General features: G+C 61.3%; 17 protein-coding genes and 1 tRNA gene. 16 read left to right on the plus strand and 2 right to left on the minus strand.

The genetic code is table 11. The features are described 5' to 3' along the window. The first annotated feature begins 7 nt into the window (after positions 1–7). Entirely contained in the window at positions 8–391 is a 384-nt protein-coding gene (locus tag Mhypo_RS03285) for a nucleotidyltransferase family protein (protein WP_119339881.1), read from the plus strand. Continuing rightward, positions 388–624, plus strand: coding sequence for a HepT-like ribonuclease domain-containing protein (locus Mhypo_RS03290; RefSeq protein ID WP_119339882.1), 237 nt, complete (start codon positions 388–390; stop codon positions 622–624). Before Mhypo_RS03285 ends, Mhypo_RS03290 begins: the two co-directional genes overlap by 4 nt. A 167-nt stretch (positions 625–791) precedes the next feature. Here Mhypo_RS03290 and ndk read toward each other — a convergent pair whose 3' ends face one another. Beyond that, on the minus strand, positions 792–1,208 hold the full coding sequence (gene ndk, locus Mhypo_RS03295) for a nucleoside-diphosphate kinase (RefSeq protein WP_119339883.1): 417 nt from the start codon (positions 1,206–1,208) through the stop codon (positions 792–794). Between the two features lie 119 nt (positions 1,209–1,327). Next, positions 1,328–3,178, minus strand: a complete 1,851-nt coding sequence (locus tag Mhypo_RS03300) for a peptidyl-prolyl cis-trans isomerase (RefSeq protein WP_119339884.1) — start codon at positions 3,176–3,178, stop codon at positions 1,328–1,330. Between the two features lie 43 nt (positions 3,179–3,221). On the opposite strand from Mhypo_RS03300, the gene Mhypo_RS03305 reads away from it, so the two are divergent. The 14 genes from Mhypo_RS03305 to purD all read left to right on the plus strand — a co-directional run. After that, positions 3,222–3,297: transfer RNA gene (locus Mhypo_RS03305), tRNA-Arg, on the plus strand. Between the two features lie 215 nt (positions 3,298–3,512). Then, on the plus strand, positions 3,513–4,211 hold the full coding sequence (locus Mhypo_RS03310) for an endonuclease V (RefSeq protein WP_119339885.1): 699 nt from the start codon (positions 3,513–3,515) through the stop codon (positions 4,209–4,211). Between the two features lie 121 nt (positions 4,212–4,332). Further along, complete coding sequence (locus Mhypo_RS03315) at positions 4,333–5,247, plus strand: MBL fold metallo-hydrolase (RefSeq protein ID WP_119339886.1); 915 nt, start codon at positions 4,333–4,335, stop codon at positions 5,245–5,247. Between the two features lie 680 nt (positions 5,248–5,927). Then, positions 5,928–7,547 carry a long-chain fatty acid--CoA ligase gene (locus Mhypo_RS03320; RefSeq protein WP_119339887.1) on the plus strand — a complete coding sequence of 540 codons (1,620 nt, stop codon included), beginning with the start codon at positions 5,928–5,930 and terminating at the stop codon, positions 7,545–7,547. A gap of 60 nt (positions 7,548–7,607) precedes the next feature. Next, complete coding sequence (parS, locus tag Mhypo_RS03325; RefSeq protein WP_240637091.1) at positions 7,608–8,006, plus strand: type II RES/Xre toxin-antitoxin system antitoxin; 399 nt, start codon at positions 7,608–7,610, stop codon at positions 8,004–8,006. Then, positions 8,003–8,461 (plus strand): RES family NAD+ phosphorylase, encoded by a 459-nt coding sequence (locus tag Mhypo_RS03330; protein WP_119339889.1) that lies wholly within the window; start codon positions 8,003–8,005, stop codon positions 8,459–8,461. The genes parS and Mhypo_RS03330 overlap by 4 nt, the downstream gene beginning before the upstream one ends. Before the next feature lie 122 nt (positions 8,462–8,583). After that, a complete protein-coding gene (locus Mhypo_RS03335; RefSeq protein ID WP_119339890.1) occupies positions 8,584–9,942 on the plus strand; it encodes a M20/M25/M40 family metallo-hydrolase in 1,359 nt (452 codons plus the stop codon). A 102-nt stretch (positions 9,943–10,044) separates the two neighbouring features. Continuing rightward, on the plus strand, positions 10,045–10,941 hold the full coding sequence (locus Mhypo_RS03340) for an MBL fold metallo-hydrolase (protein ID WP_119339891.1): 897 nt from the start codon (positions 10,045–10,047) through the stop codon (positions 10,939–10,941). A gap of 10 nt (positions 10,942–10,951) precedes the next feature. Then, positions 10,952–11,560 (plus strand): dihydrofolate reductase family protein, encoded by a 609-nt coding sequence (locus Mhypo_RS03345; RefSeq protein ID WP_119339892.1) that lies wholly within the window; start codon positions 10,952–10,954, stop codon positions 11,558–11,560. 45 nt (positions 11,561–11,605) lie between these two features. Beyond that, positions 11,606–11,797: a type II toxin-antitoxin system HicB family antitoxin gene (locus tag Mhypo_RS03350; RefSeq protein WP_119339893.1), complete on the plus strand. Its 192-nt coding sequence runs from the start codon at positions 11,606–11,608 to the stop codon at positions 11,795–11,797. After that, positions 11,794–11,976, plus strand: a complete 183-nt coding sequence (locus Mhypo_RS18850; RefSeq protein WP_119339894.1) for a type II toxin-antitoxin system HicA family toxin — start codon at positions 11,794–11,796, stop codon at positions 11,974–11,976. The genes Mhypo_RS03350 and Mhypo_RS18850 overlap by 4 nt, the downstream gene beginning before the upstream one ends. A 67-nt stretch (positions 11,977–12,043) precedes the next feature. Continuing rightward, the gene (locus tag Mhypo_RS03360) at positions 12,044–12,697 is read left to right on the plus strand and encodes an HAD family hydrolase (RefSeq protein ID WP_119339895.1); all 654 of its coding nucleotides are present in this window, start codon (positions 12,044–12,046) and stop codon (positions 12,695–12,697) included. Continuing rightward, the gene (purN, locus tag Mhypo_RS03365; protein ID WP_119339896.1) at positions 12,694–13,314 is read left to right on the plus strand and encodes a phosphoribosylglycinamide formyltransferase; all 621 of its coding nucleotides are present in this window, start codon (positions 12,694–12,696) and stop codon (positions 13,312–13,314) included. Before Mhypo_RS03360 ends, purN begins: the two co-directional genes overlap by 4 nt. 70 nt (positions 13,315–13,384) lie before the next feature. Next, positions 13,385–14,419 (plus strand): phosphoribosylamine--glycine ligase (purD, locus tag Mhypo_RS03370; RefSeq protein ID WP_119339898.1); only part of this gene is annotated, 1,035 nt, incomplete at its 3' end.

Consider the following 14,419-nt stretch of genomic DNA (forward strand, 5'->3'; position numbering starts at 1 on the left):
TACATGCATGACGATTCGAGAGCGCATCCTCAAGCAGCTCGATGCCTTGAGCCCGGCTCAGCTTGCAGAGCTTCTGGACGACCTAGAGGCCCGTACCCGTCCGCCTTTGAACAAGGAAGCGGTGCTGGCCCTGCGAGAACCTATCCGGGCCCTGGCCCAGCGCTATGGGGTGGAGCGGCTGTGGTTGTTTGGTTCGGTGGTGCGGGGGACGGCGCAGGCGGGGAGCGACGTGGATTTCCTGGCCCAGTTTGCCCGAGCTAAGCTAGAAGACCGGCTTGATTTCAAGGAAGGCCTCGAGGCCCTCCTGGGTTGGCCTGTGGAGGTGGTAGAGGTGGCCCATCTTCACCCCGAGGTACAAGAAAGTATCTGGGCCGAGGCAGTAGAGCTGTGAAGAACCCCCGGCTTTACCTGCGGCAGATCCTTGAAGCCGCCAACTTTATACTGGAAACCGCGCACAGCCTACAGGACTTACAAAACTCCAAACTGATCCGCGATGCAGTGATTCGCAATTTCGAGGTCATGGGCGAGGCAGCCAAGCGCCTATCTCCCGCTTTTCGGATGCAGCACCCCCAGGTTCCCTGGCGCAGCCTGGCCGGGTTTCGGGATGTGCTCATTCACGACTAAGACGAGGTAGCGGTAGAGGTGGTGTGGGACGTTATCGAGAACAGCTTGCCCAAAGTGCAATTTGAAGTGGCGAATCTGCTTGACGAAGGCGCCGGCGGCCTCGAGGAGGATCGAGGTTCTAGCTAGAACTGAACAGCCGCCGGGAAGGGTAAGCGGCGGCGTCGGCGCTAGCCGATAATCTCTTCGGGCTTGAAGAAAATCCCGATCTCGCGGGCGGCGCTTTCGGGGCCATCGGAGCCGTGGATGATGTTCTCGTCCACGGTAGTAGCAAAGTCGGCGCGAATGGTGCCGGGGGCAGCCTCCCAGGGGCGGGTCGCGCCCATCAGGCGGCGCATCTCGGCAATGGCCCCTGGGCCCTCCACCACCATGGCGACCACCGGCCCACTGGTGATGAAGTTAACCAGCCCCTCAAAGAAGGGTTTGCCTTTGTGCTCGCCGTAGTGGGTCTCGGCTGTCTCGCGGGCAATGACCATTTTCTTCATCGCCACAATCTTGAAGCCTTTGCGCTCGATGCGGTTGATGATTTCGCCCGTTAGGCCCCGGCGCACGCCGTCGGGCTTGACCATGATGTAGGTGCGTTCCATACCGCAGTAGAGTTTACACGCTCGGAGCCAATTGCAGAAGGTCTGCGTCGCCGCCTGCCAATTTCCGGGTGCAAAGAAAAACCCTCCCCAAAGCGGGGAGGGTCATGCCCCATGCAGAGTTAGCGATTGGCCGGAGGGTTGGCCGGGGTGGAGGGGTTGCTCGGGGCGCTGGTGCCCGGCTGGTTTTCATTGGTTTTGGGTTCTTCCTTGGGGGTGAGCGAGGTCAGCACTTTTTGCAGGTTGTTTTCCACCTTGGCGGCCTTGCGCACCTCTTCTACCCATTTCTGGGCAGCTTCGGCCCGGCGGGTGGCCAGTACTTGTTGGCGGGCCTGCTCCTTCACTTCCTCGAAGGGGCGCAAAACTTCAGCCTTGCGGTCGTTGACGATCAGTACCTGATAGCTCCCATCCTCGAGCTTCACCACCTCGCTCACCTCGCCCAGCGGGCCTTTGGGGAAGCTACCCCGGGTCAGGAAGACCAGCCGGTTGGGCACGGGGGGCATGGTACCTGGGTTGACCACGCCAAAGTCCTGTAGCGTGCCCCCGTTGGCCTTGGCTAAGTCTTCCAGCTTGCCGCCCTTGAGGGCCGCGGCCCGGAAGGCCTCGGCCTTGGCCTTGTCTTCCTTCTTGAAGTTCACCGCCTGTACCTTGGCCGAGGCCGGGATGGTGAAGTTGGCCAGGTTGGCGTCGTAGAACTTGCGAACGTCGGCGTCCGAGACGGCAATATTGCGGGTTTGCCAGAGTTGGGCCTGGTTGGCAATGTCGGTCTTGGAGCCGAAGAAGGGCTGGCCCAGGCCTTTGGCGGCCTGGTAGACGACCTCTCGGCTGATTAGCTGCTCGAGGGTTTGGGGCATGAAGAACTGCACGGCCAGCTCCCCCAGGCCCTGTTGTAGCAGCTGGGGCACCTGCTGGTTGGCAAAGACCGACTGGGTTACTTCGGCCAGCCTGATTTCGGTCTCGCCCACTTTGGCCACCACCGGGTTCTCAAACTTGAAGGTAGCCCCTTCGGCAAACTTCACGTTGGCCTTTTTTCGCAGCTCCTCGATGTAGGCTTCCAGTGCACCCTGGCCTTTGATGCGCTTGGCATCTTCCTTGACCCGATCCTTCACTTCTTCAAACTTCACGTCGCCGGCGGGCAGGTACTTCTCCACCTTTACAATGTAGAAGCGGCCTCCGGCCTCGATGGGCTTGCTGATCTGGCCATCGCGCAGCTTGAACACGGCATCGGCCACGGCATTGGGGAAGACTACCCGGGTCACGGGGCCGGGTTCGCTCTTGCCGGCCTCGGCGCCCAGGGCCCCGCCTTGTTCGGCGTTGAGCTTGGAGTTGGCCTTGGCAATGGCGGCAAAGTCGGCACCGGAAGCGCTGACCTCGGCATAGATTTTATCGGCCGTGGCTTTGTCGTCGAGCACAATCTGGCGGGCCTGAACGCGCTCTTCGTTTTTGTACTGGTCGCGGTTGAGCTCAAAGTAGAGGCGCATCTCTTCTTCAGTGGGCTCGGCTTTTTTCTGGATGTCCTCGATGCGTTTATTGATGCGAATCTGATCGCGCAATTCGTTGCGCAGTTGCGAGTCGGTATAGCCTACCTGGGTCAGGAAGCGGTCGTAGTCTTCCTTCTTTTGCAGGCCGAAGCGTTCTTTGATGGTGTCGAGTTCCTTCTTGAGCTCCCCACTGGAAACCCCAATACGGGCCGTATCTTGCAGAAGCGCATTGGTGATGACAAAGCGCTCGCCAAAGTTGACATCGGCCAGATTCTTCAGAAGCCCCTGGGGATTGGTGCTCAAGATGGGGTCATTCTGCTGGGCCCGGGCCAGGTCTAGCTCGTAGACCGGGCGGCCATTCACGGTGAACTCGGTCTTGCCCTGGGTACTGCGCTGGCCCTGGGGCGTAAACAGCAGGACCGAGCCCACCACAAAAGCCAGGGCCAGAACCCCGAAGATAATCGCAACAACCCGTCTGTTGATTCCAAACACTTGACTGCCTCCTCTGTGCGGTGCTACCCTTCTGTGTGCTTATGCACCCGTAGCTCAGTGGATAGAGCGTTCGCCTCCGGAGCGAAAGGCCACAGGTTCGAGTCCTGTCGGGTGCGCCATCTTCATCTTCCCTGGGTCGGGCTGAGCCCGGCCTTTTTTCCGGTAGCATCGCCCCACTGAGCTCTTTGTACCCTGACTTGGTAAGACCAGGGTTAAGTGTCAGCGAACCTACACCAAGGGCCGATTGTAGCATATCCGGCGATTGGGCTTTACGATTTGTCGGGGATATTGCCTGGGTTCTAATCGGGGTTCCCGCGAATACCGCAGACTGCTTATGCCTGCCCCCTTTCCCCAGCCCAAAGACCTGCGCGAAGCCGCCGCGATGCAGAAGTCGTTGGCGGAGGCGGTGATCTTACGAGGGAATCCAGAGTTTGCTCGCTATGTTGCCGCCCTGGATGCTTCCCACCCGACCCGCTTTTCCAGGCAGAAAGGCCCCTCGATAGCGGCGGCGGTGTTGTGGGATAAGGAGAAGGGAGAGGTGCTCGAGGTCGCCACGGCGCAAATGGACGAGGCCCCGCTATTTCCCTACGTACCCGGTTTTTTGTCCTTCCGTGAAGCCCCGCTCTATCTGGCTGCACTGGCCCAGCTATCCCGCCCGCCCGAGGTGCTGCTGGTCGATGGGCAGGGGATTGCCCACCCCAGGCGGCTGGGGATTGCAGCCCACCTGGGGGTGCATCTGGATCTGCCGGCCATTGGGGTCGCCAAGACCTTGCTGTTTGGTAAACCGGAGGCTGAACTACCCCAGGAAGCCGGTTCGGCGGTACGGTTAATGAATGGCAATGTGCAGATCGGCTGGGTCTATCGCAGCCGCACAGGGGTAAGACCGCTCTTTATCTCGCCTGGACACCGGGTGGGCATGAAAGAAAGCCTGGCCTTTGTGCGTCTGTTCGCAGGCAAACATCGCCTACCCGAACCCCTGCGTCTGGCGCACCAGGAAGCCGGAGCGCGGCGGCGGCTGGCGGCACACGAATGAAGGCCGGTACGGCGCGCTGGGGGCAATGTGAATTGGACTCACATTAAGTCTGGCGACCTAAACTAGGGTTTTTAATGTACTTTATTTCGTCAATCAAAGTGAAAAACCCGAGGAGGTCAAGATGCAAAAGGTTTCACGCCGTCAAGCGCTCAAGCTGTTGGGTACTACCGGTGCAGTGGCTGCCGCCGGTACACTACCCGCCATGGCCCAACAGACCCCAGCCATGCCCAATGGGTCTGGCTTCTATCGCTTCAAGCTGGGGGACTACACCCTTACGGTACTGAGCGACGGCCAGACCCCTCCCGGCAACGCCTTCCCCAACTGGGGCGCCACCCCCGGCAAGCAGGCCGAGTTCGAGGCTGCGCTGCGGGAAAACTTCCTCGAGCCGACCCAGTTCATTAACAACTTCAACCCCATGGTTATCGATACTGGGCGGGCCAAGATTTTAATCGACACCGGGCGGGGCCAGGCTGGGCAGCTCCTGGCCCACATGGCCAACGCCGGCCTGCGGCCTGCCGATATCAACACCGTCTTCATTACCCATGGCCACGGCGACCATATCGGCGGCCTGTTGCGCGATGGCCAGCCGGTTTTCGCCAACGCACAGCACATCATTGGCGAGACCGAACTACAGTTTTGGCTCTCCCAGGCCAACCCTCCGGCCAACCTGGTAGCCCTGCGCGACCGCTTTACCCGCGTGCGCTCTGGGGCTGAAATTGCGCCGGGCGTGACCGCTGTGGATACCCCCGGTCATACCGTGGGTCACCTGGCTGTACAGATCACCTCGGGGGGTCGGACGCTTTGGCACCTGGGCGACGCTGGCGGGCACTACATTCTTTCCTTACGCTTCCCCGACCACTACCTGGGTTTCGACGCCAACCCCCAGCAAGCCGTGGCCACCCGGGCGCGGCTGTGGCAGGCTGCTGCCGCCGACCGCATTGCGGTGGTGGGCTATCACTTTGCCTGGCCGGGGGTGGGCTACGTGCGTCGGGCGGGCAATGCCTACGAGTACGTGCCGGCATTTTTTGTCTTCTAGGCCGATAGCTGATGGCTCATAGCGGATAGCTTTGGCCTTGAAAGCCCTCCTCGAGCCTTCGGGGAGGGTTTTATACCAGATTCGGTTAGTTCGTCACCAAAGGGTGACGAACTAACCCGACCGAAGTTATCCGCGTAGCGGAGGGCGATACCGCCCCTTGGAAGGGAGACGCTTTCTTCGCCGACCGACAGTGAAGGGCCATCGGCCCCCGGCTAGCGCCGGTACTCAAGGGAGGGGTGTGCTCTAGGATTCAAAAAGACAGCCTCTGGTGTTTTTGGTTTTGTAAACTGTCTTTTTGAATCCGGTATTAGCTGCGCCATATTGAGTGGGTCAAGTTTCTATCGCGCACTTCACAGACGTTGCCGCCCGCGAAAACGAGAATGCGCTCGGGCCCAGACGCATGTTATGCACCCAAGCGTGGGCCGGGCCCGGCCCACGGGTGCTTGGGTTTCGAGTTTCCGGGCGGCAACTGTCCTGTCTGGGACAAAGGATTTCTAACCCTGGGGCAATTCGTTCTTTGTGAAGAGCGCTCTAAAGCACGTCTGCTTAGCGGCACGGTCAAAGGTGCAGTATCCGGATGTATGCCGAGTCGGATGCAGTGATCAATGGACTGCATAAGCATTTTATACTTTTGTTACGACCCAGGCCGTACAATCAAAGTCAAAGCAAAGGAGAAGCCTATGCAGTCCACCATGATGGATTTTCCCCTAACCTTAGCCCACCTGCTCGAGCGGGCCGGCAAGCTCTTTCCCAAAGAAGAAATCGTGACCCGCCTGCCCGACAAATCGCTGCACCGTTACACCTTTGGCGATTTTTACCGGCGTTCCCGCCAACTAGCTTCGGCCTTGCAGAAGGCGGGCCTGCAGAAGGGTGACCGGGTGGCCACCCTTTCCTGGAACACCTACGCGCACCTCGAGGCCTACTTCGGCATCCCGGTGGCGGGCGGGGTGCTGCACCCCCTCAATCTGCGGCTGCACCCCTCCGATATTGCCTACATCATTAACCACGCCCAGGACAAAATCCTGATTGTGGACGACGTGCTCCTCAAGCTCTACGAGGCGGTCAGGGAGCACGTAAAGCTCGAGCGGGTGCTGGTGGTGCCCCTCTCGGGCCAGCCGGTGCCGGAGGGTCTGGAAAGCTACGAGGACTTCCTGGCCTCAGGTGACCCTGGTTTTGCCTATCCCAGCCTCGACGAGCGCGATGCTGCCGGGATGTGCTACACCTCCGGCACTACCGGGAAGCCCAAGGGGGTGGTGTATTCGCACCGCTCGATTGTGCTGCACAGCCTGGGTTCGGCCCTGCCGGATGCGCTGAACCTGGCCAGTACCGATGTGTTGCTGCCGGTGGTGCCCATGTTTCATGTGCTGGCCTGGGGGCTGCCCTTTACCGGGGTAATGACAGGTAGCAAGCTGGTGATGCCGGGGCCGCACCTGGACGCCGAGAGTTTACTGGACCTGTACGAATCGGAACACGTGACCAAAACTGCCGGCGTACCAACCATCTGGTTGGGGGTCTTGCAGGCGCTGCAAAAGGAGCCAGGGCGCTGGAAGCTGGAACCCATGGAGATGGTGGTGGGCGGCTCGGCAGCCCCCGAAGCCATGATTCGGGCTTTTGACCGGTTTGGTTTGAGGGTGCTGCACGCCTGGGGCATGACCGAGATGAGCCCCCTGGGTACCACCAGCCGCTTGAAGCGTCATCTGCGGGGTGATGCCGAAGTGGAGTACCGCTACCGGGCTAAGCAGGGCGTGCCAACCCCCCTGGTGGAGATCCGGGCGGTGGGTGAGCAGGGCGAGGTGCCCTGGGATGGGCAGTCGCTGGGAGAATTGCAGGTGCGCGGGCCCTGGGTGGCCAAAAGCTACTACAACCTCGAGGAAGAGTCGGACAAGTGGACCCCGGACGGCTGGTTCCGCACCGGCGATGTGGTGGCCATCGACCCCGAGGGCTACATCCGGATTGCCGACCGCACCAAAGACCTGATCAAGTCCGGGGGCGAGTGGATTAGCTCGATCGACCTCGAGAATGCCCTGATGGCCCACCCGGCGGTGAAGGAGGCCGCCGTCATCGCTATCCCCGACCCCAAGTGGGATGAGCGCCCCCTGGCTGCCATCGTACTGAAGGAAGGGCAGAGTGTGACCCCCGAGGAGCTGCGGACTTTCCTCGAGCCCCGCTTTGCCAAGTGGTGGCTGCCCGATGCCTATGTGTTTGTGGATGAAATCCCCCGCACCAGCACCGGCAAGTTCCTGAAGTCCAGGCTGCGCGAGCAGTTCAAAGAATATAAAGCCCAGGCCGCCTCGCAGTGAGGGTCTCCACGCGCACAGTTTGATTTGACTATTCCCATATGGAACACTACCATGTTTTATATGGAAACCGGCCTCGAGCTTCGCTTTGATTTTTCTCCCCACGACGTAGCCAGCGTGCGGGAGGGTTTGCCCGCCCGGCTGATTGGCGAGATTGCCCAGCGATACGGTCTGAACCAGCAGGATATCCTGGAAGCGGCGGGGATCCCACGCAGCAGCGCACACCGCTATAAGGGCTTGGGGCGTCTGAACCGCGAGCAGTCCAATCGTCTGTACAAAGTGATTTACCTGCTTCGGCGGGCGGAGGAATTGTTTGGTTCTGCGAAACTGGCGGCAAACTGGATGAACAGCCCCAAGGTGTTTTTGCACAACGCCAGTCCGCTGCGTTACCTCGACACCGAGCCTGGCTTTAGGGCGGTCGAGCACCTACTGGGGCGTTTGGAAGATGGCCTGGTCACATGAAGGCCTGGAGGATTGCCTCGCGCAAGTATGCCCACGCAGCTTTCACCGGTGAGGGAGCAGCCCGTAGCCCAGGCCGCTGGAACCAAAGTGGGGTTCCGGTGGTGTATCTGGCGGGCAGCCAGGCCACCGGAATCCTGGAAATATTGGTGCATGTCAACGAGCGGGCTTTTCTGACTGCGTTTGTGTCCATCGAAATCGAGGTTCCCAATAGGCACATCGAAACTTTGCAGCAGTTGCCACCGGACTGGCAGCAACTGCCCGAACCGTATCCGACATCCACCCAGCAACTCGGCAGCGAGTGGGCACAGAGCTTGCGTTCGCTGGCGCTCAAAGTGCCTTCGGCAGTTGTGCCCAGCGAGTTCAACTTGTTGCTCAACCCCAGACACCCGGCCATGTCCGAGGTACGGTTGGGCGAACCCCAAGACCTCTGGCTTGACCCACGTCTGCTCGATTAGAGCGCTCTTCACATACAGTGAGGGGCGCGATAAGGGAGGGTGACGGATGGTTGGGTGCTGAGAGTCTACCGAAGTATTTCTACTGTTTCGCATTTCGTGCTACTGCGGCGTATATTCTAGCCATGTCCAGCGCTATAGACCGCTTCTTGCAAGAAAACCTCGAGGCCTACCTGCAGCAAACCATCCGCCTCTGCGCCCAGCCGAGCGTGTCAGCCACAGGCGAGGGGGTGGAAGCCTGTGCTGGCCTGGTGAAGCAGACCTTACAACAACACGGCTTCCAGACCTGGAAGATCGAGGGCTATGGCAACCCGGTGATTGTGGGCCGGGCCAGGGGCCGATCCGAACGTACCCTGCTTTTTTACAACCACTACGACGTGCAACCCCCCGAGCCGCTGGAGCTGTGGGACTCCCCCCCCTTTGAGCCGCAAATCCGCGAGGGCAAGCTCTTTGCCCGTGGCGCCAAGGACGACAAGGGCGAGTTCATGGCTCGCCTGGCGGCGGTGGATGCGGTGCGGGCCGCCCATGGGGGCGAGCTGCCCTGCGGGGTGCTGTTTGTGGTGGAGGGCAACGAGGAGGTCGGCAGCCCCGGCATCGCCCGGTTTGTGCAAGACCACCTGGACTTACTCCGCTGTGACGGGGCCATCTGGGAGGAAGGCGGCATCGACTTCGAGGAGCGGCCTGGCACGTCGCTCGGACGACGGGGCATTCTGGCAGTCGAGCTGGAAGTCCAGACCCTCTCCCGCGATGCCCACTCCGGCAGCGCCCACATCCTGCCCAGCGCAGCCTGGCGGATGGTGCGGGTGCTGGCCTCACTCAAGGACGAAAACGAACGCATCCTGATTCCCGGCTTCTACGACGACGTGAAGCCCATCTCGGAACTCGATCTGGAGTTGCTGCGCCGCCTGCCCGACAACGAACCCTACCTGCGCGCGACCTTCGAGGTGCGCGGGTTTGTGGGGGGGCTTACCGGCTTCGAGCTCAAAAAGGCCGTTTTCAACCCCACCTGCAACATCCAGGGCATCACCACCGGCTACCAGGGCCCGGGTAACAAGACCGTCATTCCGGCCAAAGCCTCGGCCAAGCTGGACTTCCGCCTGGTGCCCAACCAGGATCCCACCGACATCCTGAAAAAACTACGCACCCACCTCGACGCCGAGGGCTTTACCGACGTGCGCATCACCTATACCGACTACATGTTCCCCGCCAGGTCGGAGGCCGACCACCCCCTGGTGCGGCTGGCCGCAAAGGCCGCCGAGGAGGTCTACCAGAAGCCCTACCAGCTTATCCCCCTCACCGGCGGCAGCTCGCCCGTTTATGCCTTTGCCAGGCCCCTCGGCATCCCGGTTATTGATGCGGGGGTGGGCTTTGGCATTACCAACCGCACCCACGCCCCCAACGAGAACATTCGTATCCAGGACTTCCACAACGCTGCGCGGCACATCGCCCGGATTCTGGATGGCTTTGCTGGAATTTGGGGGTAGCCTGAAGCGGTAGGCTGAAAGCCCCACGCCGGCAGGGCAGGACGGCATCTGGGGCCGCGCAAGCTCAGGTGCAGCTTTACGGGACTTGCGTAGAATAAGTTTGTGATCCACATTCTCGACCTTCATGACCGGGCCCCCAGGGTGATTGCCTCGTTTGTGCTGGAAACAAAGGCGGGACCGGTGCTTTTTGAAACCGGGCCCGAGTCGCGCTTCTCGGTGCTCCTGGATGGCCTCAATGCGCTGGGCTATGCGGCCTCGGACATTCGGCATGTGTTCGTGACCCACATCCACCTCGACCACGCCGGGGCGGCCTGGCGTATGGCCGAGCGAGGGGCCACCATCTACGTCCACCCCAGAGGAGCGCCCCACCTGATAGACCCCAGCAAGCTCTGGGCCTCGGCCACGCGCATCTACGGCGAGCAGATGGAAGCCCTGTGGGGCCGGATGGGCTATGTGCCGGAGGAGCAGGTCGAGATTATCGAGGATGGCGAGGTCTTTCGGGTGGGCGAGTTCGAGATCAAGGCCCTCGAGACCCCCGGCCATGCCTACCACCACCACGCTTTTTTGATTGGCGACGCGTTGATTGGGGGTGATGTGACGGGGGTGAAGATCGGGCGCGGCCCGGTGCTGCCGCCCTGCCCCCCGCCGGAGATTCACATCGAAACCTGGCTTCAGTCCATTGCCAAAATCCGTACCCTGAACCCCCGCAAGCTCTACCTGACCCACTTTGGCCAGACCGAGGACGTAGCAGCGCACCTGAGCGCTCTGGAAGCCAAACTGCTGGAGTGGGCCGACTGGATCAAGCAAAAGCTCAAGGCCGGCCAAACCCGCGAGCAGATGGTGCTCGAGTTTGAAGCCTACGTGGCCGCTACCCTGCGGGCTGCGGGCCTCTCCGAAGAAGAGGTGCAGGAGTACGAGTTTGCCGACCCCTCCTGGATGAGCGTGGACGGGCTGGTGCGCTACTGGAACAAGCACCATCCGGAAGAGGTGATGTCGTAGAGTTGATGCAATGCGAAGGATTGTCGGAGCGGTTTATGTCTCGCTGGACGGCGTGATGCAAGCCCCCGGCGGGCCGGAGGAGGACACCAGTGGGGGCTTTGCGCTGGGAGGCTGGATCTGGGCCTATTCCGACGATACCACCCGTGAGATAGTGCGGAGCTACTTGCTGGGGCCGCCCTACGAGCTGCTGCTGGGGCGCAGGACCTACGACATTTTTGCGGCCTACTGGCCCCAGGTGCCCCCGGACAACCCCATTGCGGCACGGTTCAACCCCACAGCCAAGTATGTGCTCACCAGCCGCGACCTGAGCCCCCCGTGGCACAACAGCCACCGGCTGAGCGGCCTGGAAGCGGTGCGGGCGCTCAAGGCCACCCCGGGCCCCGACCTGCTGGTACAGGGGAGTTCGACGCTCTACCCCCAACTGCTGGGGGCGGGCTTGCTGGATCGGTTGATTGTTCAGATATTCCCGATAACGCTGGGCCAGGGTAAGCGGCTCTTTGGCCAGGGAACACCGCCCGCAAGCCTGAAGCTGGTGAACAGCGTGGCCTCGAGCACCGGCGTCCTGATGGCGACATATGAGCCCACGGGCCAGATGCCGCCCGTGTCGTCTTTGTCGTGAGGGGCGCATCGGGGGTGGCTTGTGCGGATGGGCTAGAATAATGATATGGTCAAGCAAAAATACGTCTATTGGCAGGAAGACGACCTGTGGCTGGGCTACCTGGAGGAATTCCCGGATTACTGGACACAAGGACAGTCCGAGGCAGAGCTCAGAGAAAACCTGATTGACCTGTATAAAGAGCTTACCGGCGGGCATATTCCCAATGTGCGCCGGGTGGCCGAGCTCGAGGTTGCGTGAAACGAAGAGACCTGATTCGAAAGCTGGAGGAAATGGGCTGTCAATTTATACGGCATGGGGGCAACCACGACTGGTACCAAAATCCCCATACCAAAGTGTCGCAGCCCATCCCAAGGCACCGTGAGATTAACGAGCGCCTTGCACAACACATCCTCAAAATGCTCTCAGACGAAACCTAAACTGGCCTCGACAGGGCCGATTGGGTAGATTCCTAGCAGCACAGCGAAAGTTATATTTTGGACAAACATGAACACCATCGCCGCAGACTTAGAAGGCACCCTCACCACCGGCGAAACCTGGCGGGGTATGGCGGCCTGGATGCAGGCCCACGGGCGGGCCGGGCAGTACCAGCGGTTTTTCTATCGGAATCTGCCAGGTGCAGTTGCTGCAAAAATGGGCTGGATAGACAAACGGGCCTTCCAGGATCGCTTTATGGAAGGGGCCGCCGGGCTTTTGGCCGGCCTCAACCAGGAAGAGCTGGTGGCGGTAAGCGAGTGGGTGGTCACCAACGAACTCTGGCCCAGGCGGCGGCTCCAGGTGCTCGACGAACTTCAGAAGATTCAGCAGCAGGGGCGCCGCCTGGTGCTGTGCTCGGCCACCTTCCAGCCCATTCTGGAAGCCTTTGCCCGGCGATTGGGCGAGGGGGTGGTGGCCCTGGGGACACCCCTCGAGATCGAAGGCGGCATCTTTACCGGGCGGCTGCGGGGGCCGGTGCGCTCGGGGGTGCACAAAGCCGAGCACCTGCGCAAGCTGCTGCGCGGCGAGGCCCTCTTTGCGGCCTACGGCGATAGCCTGCCCGACCTGCCCATGCTCGAGCTGGCCGAAGAGCCGGTAGCGGTGTATCCCGAACCCAGGCTGCGCGAACTGGCCAAAAAGCGCAACTGGAGGATCATCGAATGAGCCATTTCCCATTGCCACGCCCGGCCCGGATCGCGGTGATGGCCTCGGGGCGGGGGAGCAACCTGGAGGCTTTGCTAAAGGCTTTCCCCCACGACAACCCGTTGGGTCACATCGTGCTGGTCATCTCCGATAAACGCGAGGCTTTGGCCTTGCAAAAAGCCGTCGAAGCCCAGGTCGAGGCCGAATACGTACCCTGGCCCAAGAGCCGCGACCAGGGGGTGGCCTACAAAACCGGGCGCGAGCAGTTCGAGCGGGTCGCAGGCCAGCTCCTGCACGAACACCGCATAGACCTGATTCTCTTGGCGGGTTTTATGCGCCTGCTTTCGCCAGCGTTTGTGCAGGCCTGGCAGGGGCGCATCCTCAACATTCACCCCTCGCTACTGCCACAGTTTCCGGGGCTAAACGCCCAGCGCCAGGCTTTGGAGGCCGGGGTGTCTGAGTCGGGCTGTACGGTGCATTTTGTGGATGCCGGCATGGACACCGGCCCCATCATCTTGCAGCGCCGGGTGCCGGTACTGCCGGGCGATACCGAGGAAACCCTAGCCGCTCGCATCCTCGAGCAAGAACACCTGGCCTACCCCGAGGCGGTGCGAAGGGTGTTGCAGGGAAGGGTATAAGGCGCAGAGCAGCTATATCTTTGTCCAGACCCCTACCCCCTGCTCCCCAACCCCTGTTATTCTTGGCTGCGTGAAAGTCTTGGTAGTGGGTTCGGGTGGGCGCGAACATGCAATGTGCTGGAAGGTAGCGCAGTCGCCGCTGGTCAGTGAACTTTATGCCGCGCCAGGCAACCCCGGCATGGCTGAGCTGGCCGAGTGCGTTCCTTGGGATGGCGATGTGGGCCAACTGGCCGAGTGGGCCGACCAGGAGGGCATCGAACTGGCCCTGGTGGGGCCTGAGGCGCCTTTGGTGGAGGGGATTGCCGATGCGTTTTTGGCCAGGGGACTCAAAATTTTCGGGCCTACCCAACAAGCTGCCATGATTGAGGGCTCCAAGGCTTTTGCCAAGGGGCTGATGGAGCGCCTGGGCATTCCTACCGCCAGGCACAAGACCTTCAGCGATGTGCTGGATGCGCTTTCCTACCTCGAGACGGTGGGGGCCCCCATCGTGGTCAAGGATTCCGGCCTGGCCGCTGGCAAAGGGGTCACGGTAGCCACCAGCCTCCAGCAAGCCAAGCAAGCTGTGGCCAACATTCTTTCGGGAGCCGAGCAGGCCGAGGTTGTCATCGAGGAGTTTTTGAGCGGTCCGGAAGTAACCGTGCTGGCCGTGACCGATGGCATAACCATCCGGCCCCTGCTGCCCTCGCAGGATCACAAGCGCCTGCAAGACGGCGACACCGGCCCCATGACCGGCGGTATGGGCGCCATCTGCCCTTATCCCCTGGCTTCGGGCCTGATGACCGAGATTCTAGAGCGGGTACTCAAGCCGCTGGTAGATGGCCTCAGGGCCGAGGGAATTGTCTACAAGGGGGTTATTTACGCCGGTCTGATGCTGACCGACGAGGGTCCCAAGGTGCTGGAGTTCAACGCCCGCTTTGGCGACCCCGAGTGTCAGGCCATTCTGCCCCTCTTGAAAACCGACCTGCTCGAGCTGGCCCTGGCGGTGGTAGAGGGCCGCCTGCACGAGGTAAAGCTCGAGTGGCACCCCCGGGCTTCGGCCTGCGTGGTGATGGCCGCGCCGGGCTACCCCGACGACCCCCACAAAGGCCTGCCCCTATCCCTCCCC

It is taken from the genome of Meiothermus hypogaeus, assembly GCF_003574035.1.
GTDB lineage: Bacteria > Deinococcota > Deinococci > Deinococcales > Thermaceae > Meiothermus > Meiothermus hypogaeus.

Bases quoted from the DNA above. Each gene is read 5' to 3' on its own strand.
- Mhypo_RS03285 (WP_119339881.1), top strand. From the start codon at position 8: ATGACGATTCGAGAGCGCATCCTCAAGCAGCTCGATGCCTTGAGCCCG.
- ndk (WP_119339883.1), bottom strand. From the start codon at position 1,208: ATGGAACGCACCTACATCATGGTCAAGCCCGACGGCGTGCGCCGGGGC.
- Mhypo_RS03310 (WP_119339885.1), top strand. From the start codon at position 3,513: ATGCCTGCCCCCTTTCCCCAGCCCAAAGACCTGCGCGAAGCCGCCGCG.
- Mhypo_RS03315 (WP_119339886.1), top strand. From the start codon at position 4,333: ATGCAAAAGGTTTCACGCCGTCAAGCGCTCAAGCTGTTGGGTACTACC.
- Mhypo_RS03320 (WP_119339887.1), top strand. From the start codon at position 5,928: ATGCAGTCCACCATGATGGATTTTCCCCTAACCTTAGCCCACCTGCTC.
- parS (WP_240637091.1), top strand. From the start codon at position 7,608: ATGGAAACCGGCCTCGAGCTTCGCTTTGATTTTTCTCCCCACGACGTA.
- Mhypo_RS03330 (WP_119339889.1), top strand. From the start codon at position 8,003: ATGAAGGCCTGGAGGATTGCCTCGCGCAAGTATGCCCACGCAGCTTTC.
- Mhypo_RS03335 (WP_119339890.1), top strand. From the start codon at position 8,584: ATGTCCAGCGCTATAGACCGCTTCTTGCAAGAAAACCTCGAGGCCTAC.
- Mhypo_RS03345 (WP_119339892.1), top strand. From the start codon at position 10,952: ATGCGAAGGATTGTCGGAGCGGTTTATGTCTCGCTGGACGGCGTGATG.
- Mhypo_RS03350 (WP_119339893.1), top strand. From the start codon at position 11,606: ATGGTCAAGCAAAAATACGTCTATTGGCAGGAAGACGACCTGTGGCTG.
- Mhypo_RS03360 (WP_119339895.1), top strand. From the start codon at position 12,044: ATGAACACCATCGCCGCAGACTTAGAAGGCACCCTCACCACCGGCGAA.
- purN (WP_119339896.1), top strand. From the start codon at position 12,694: ATGAGCCATTTCCCATTGCCACGCCCGGCCCGGATCGCGGTGATGGCC.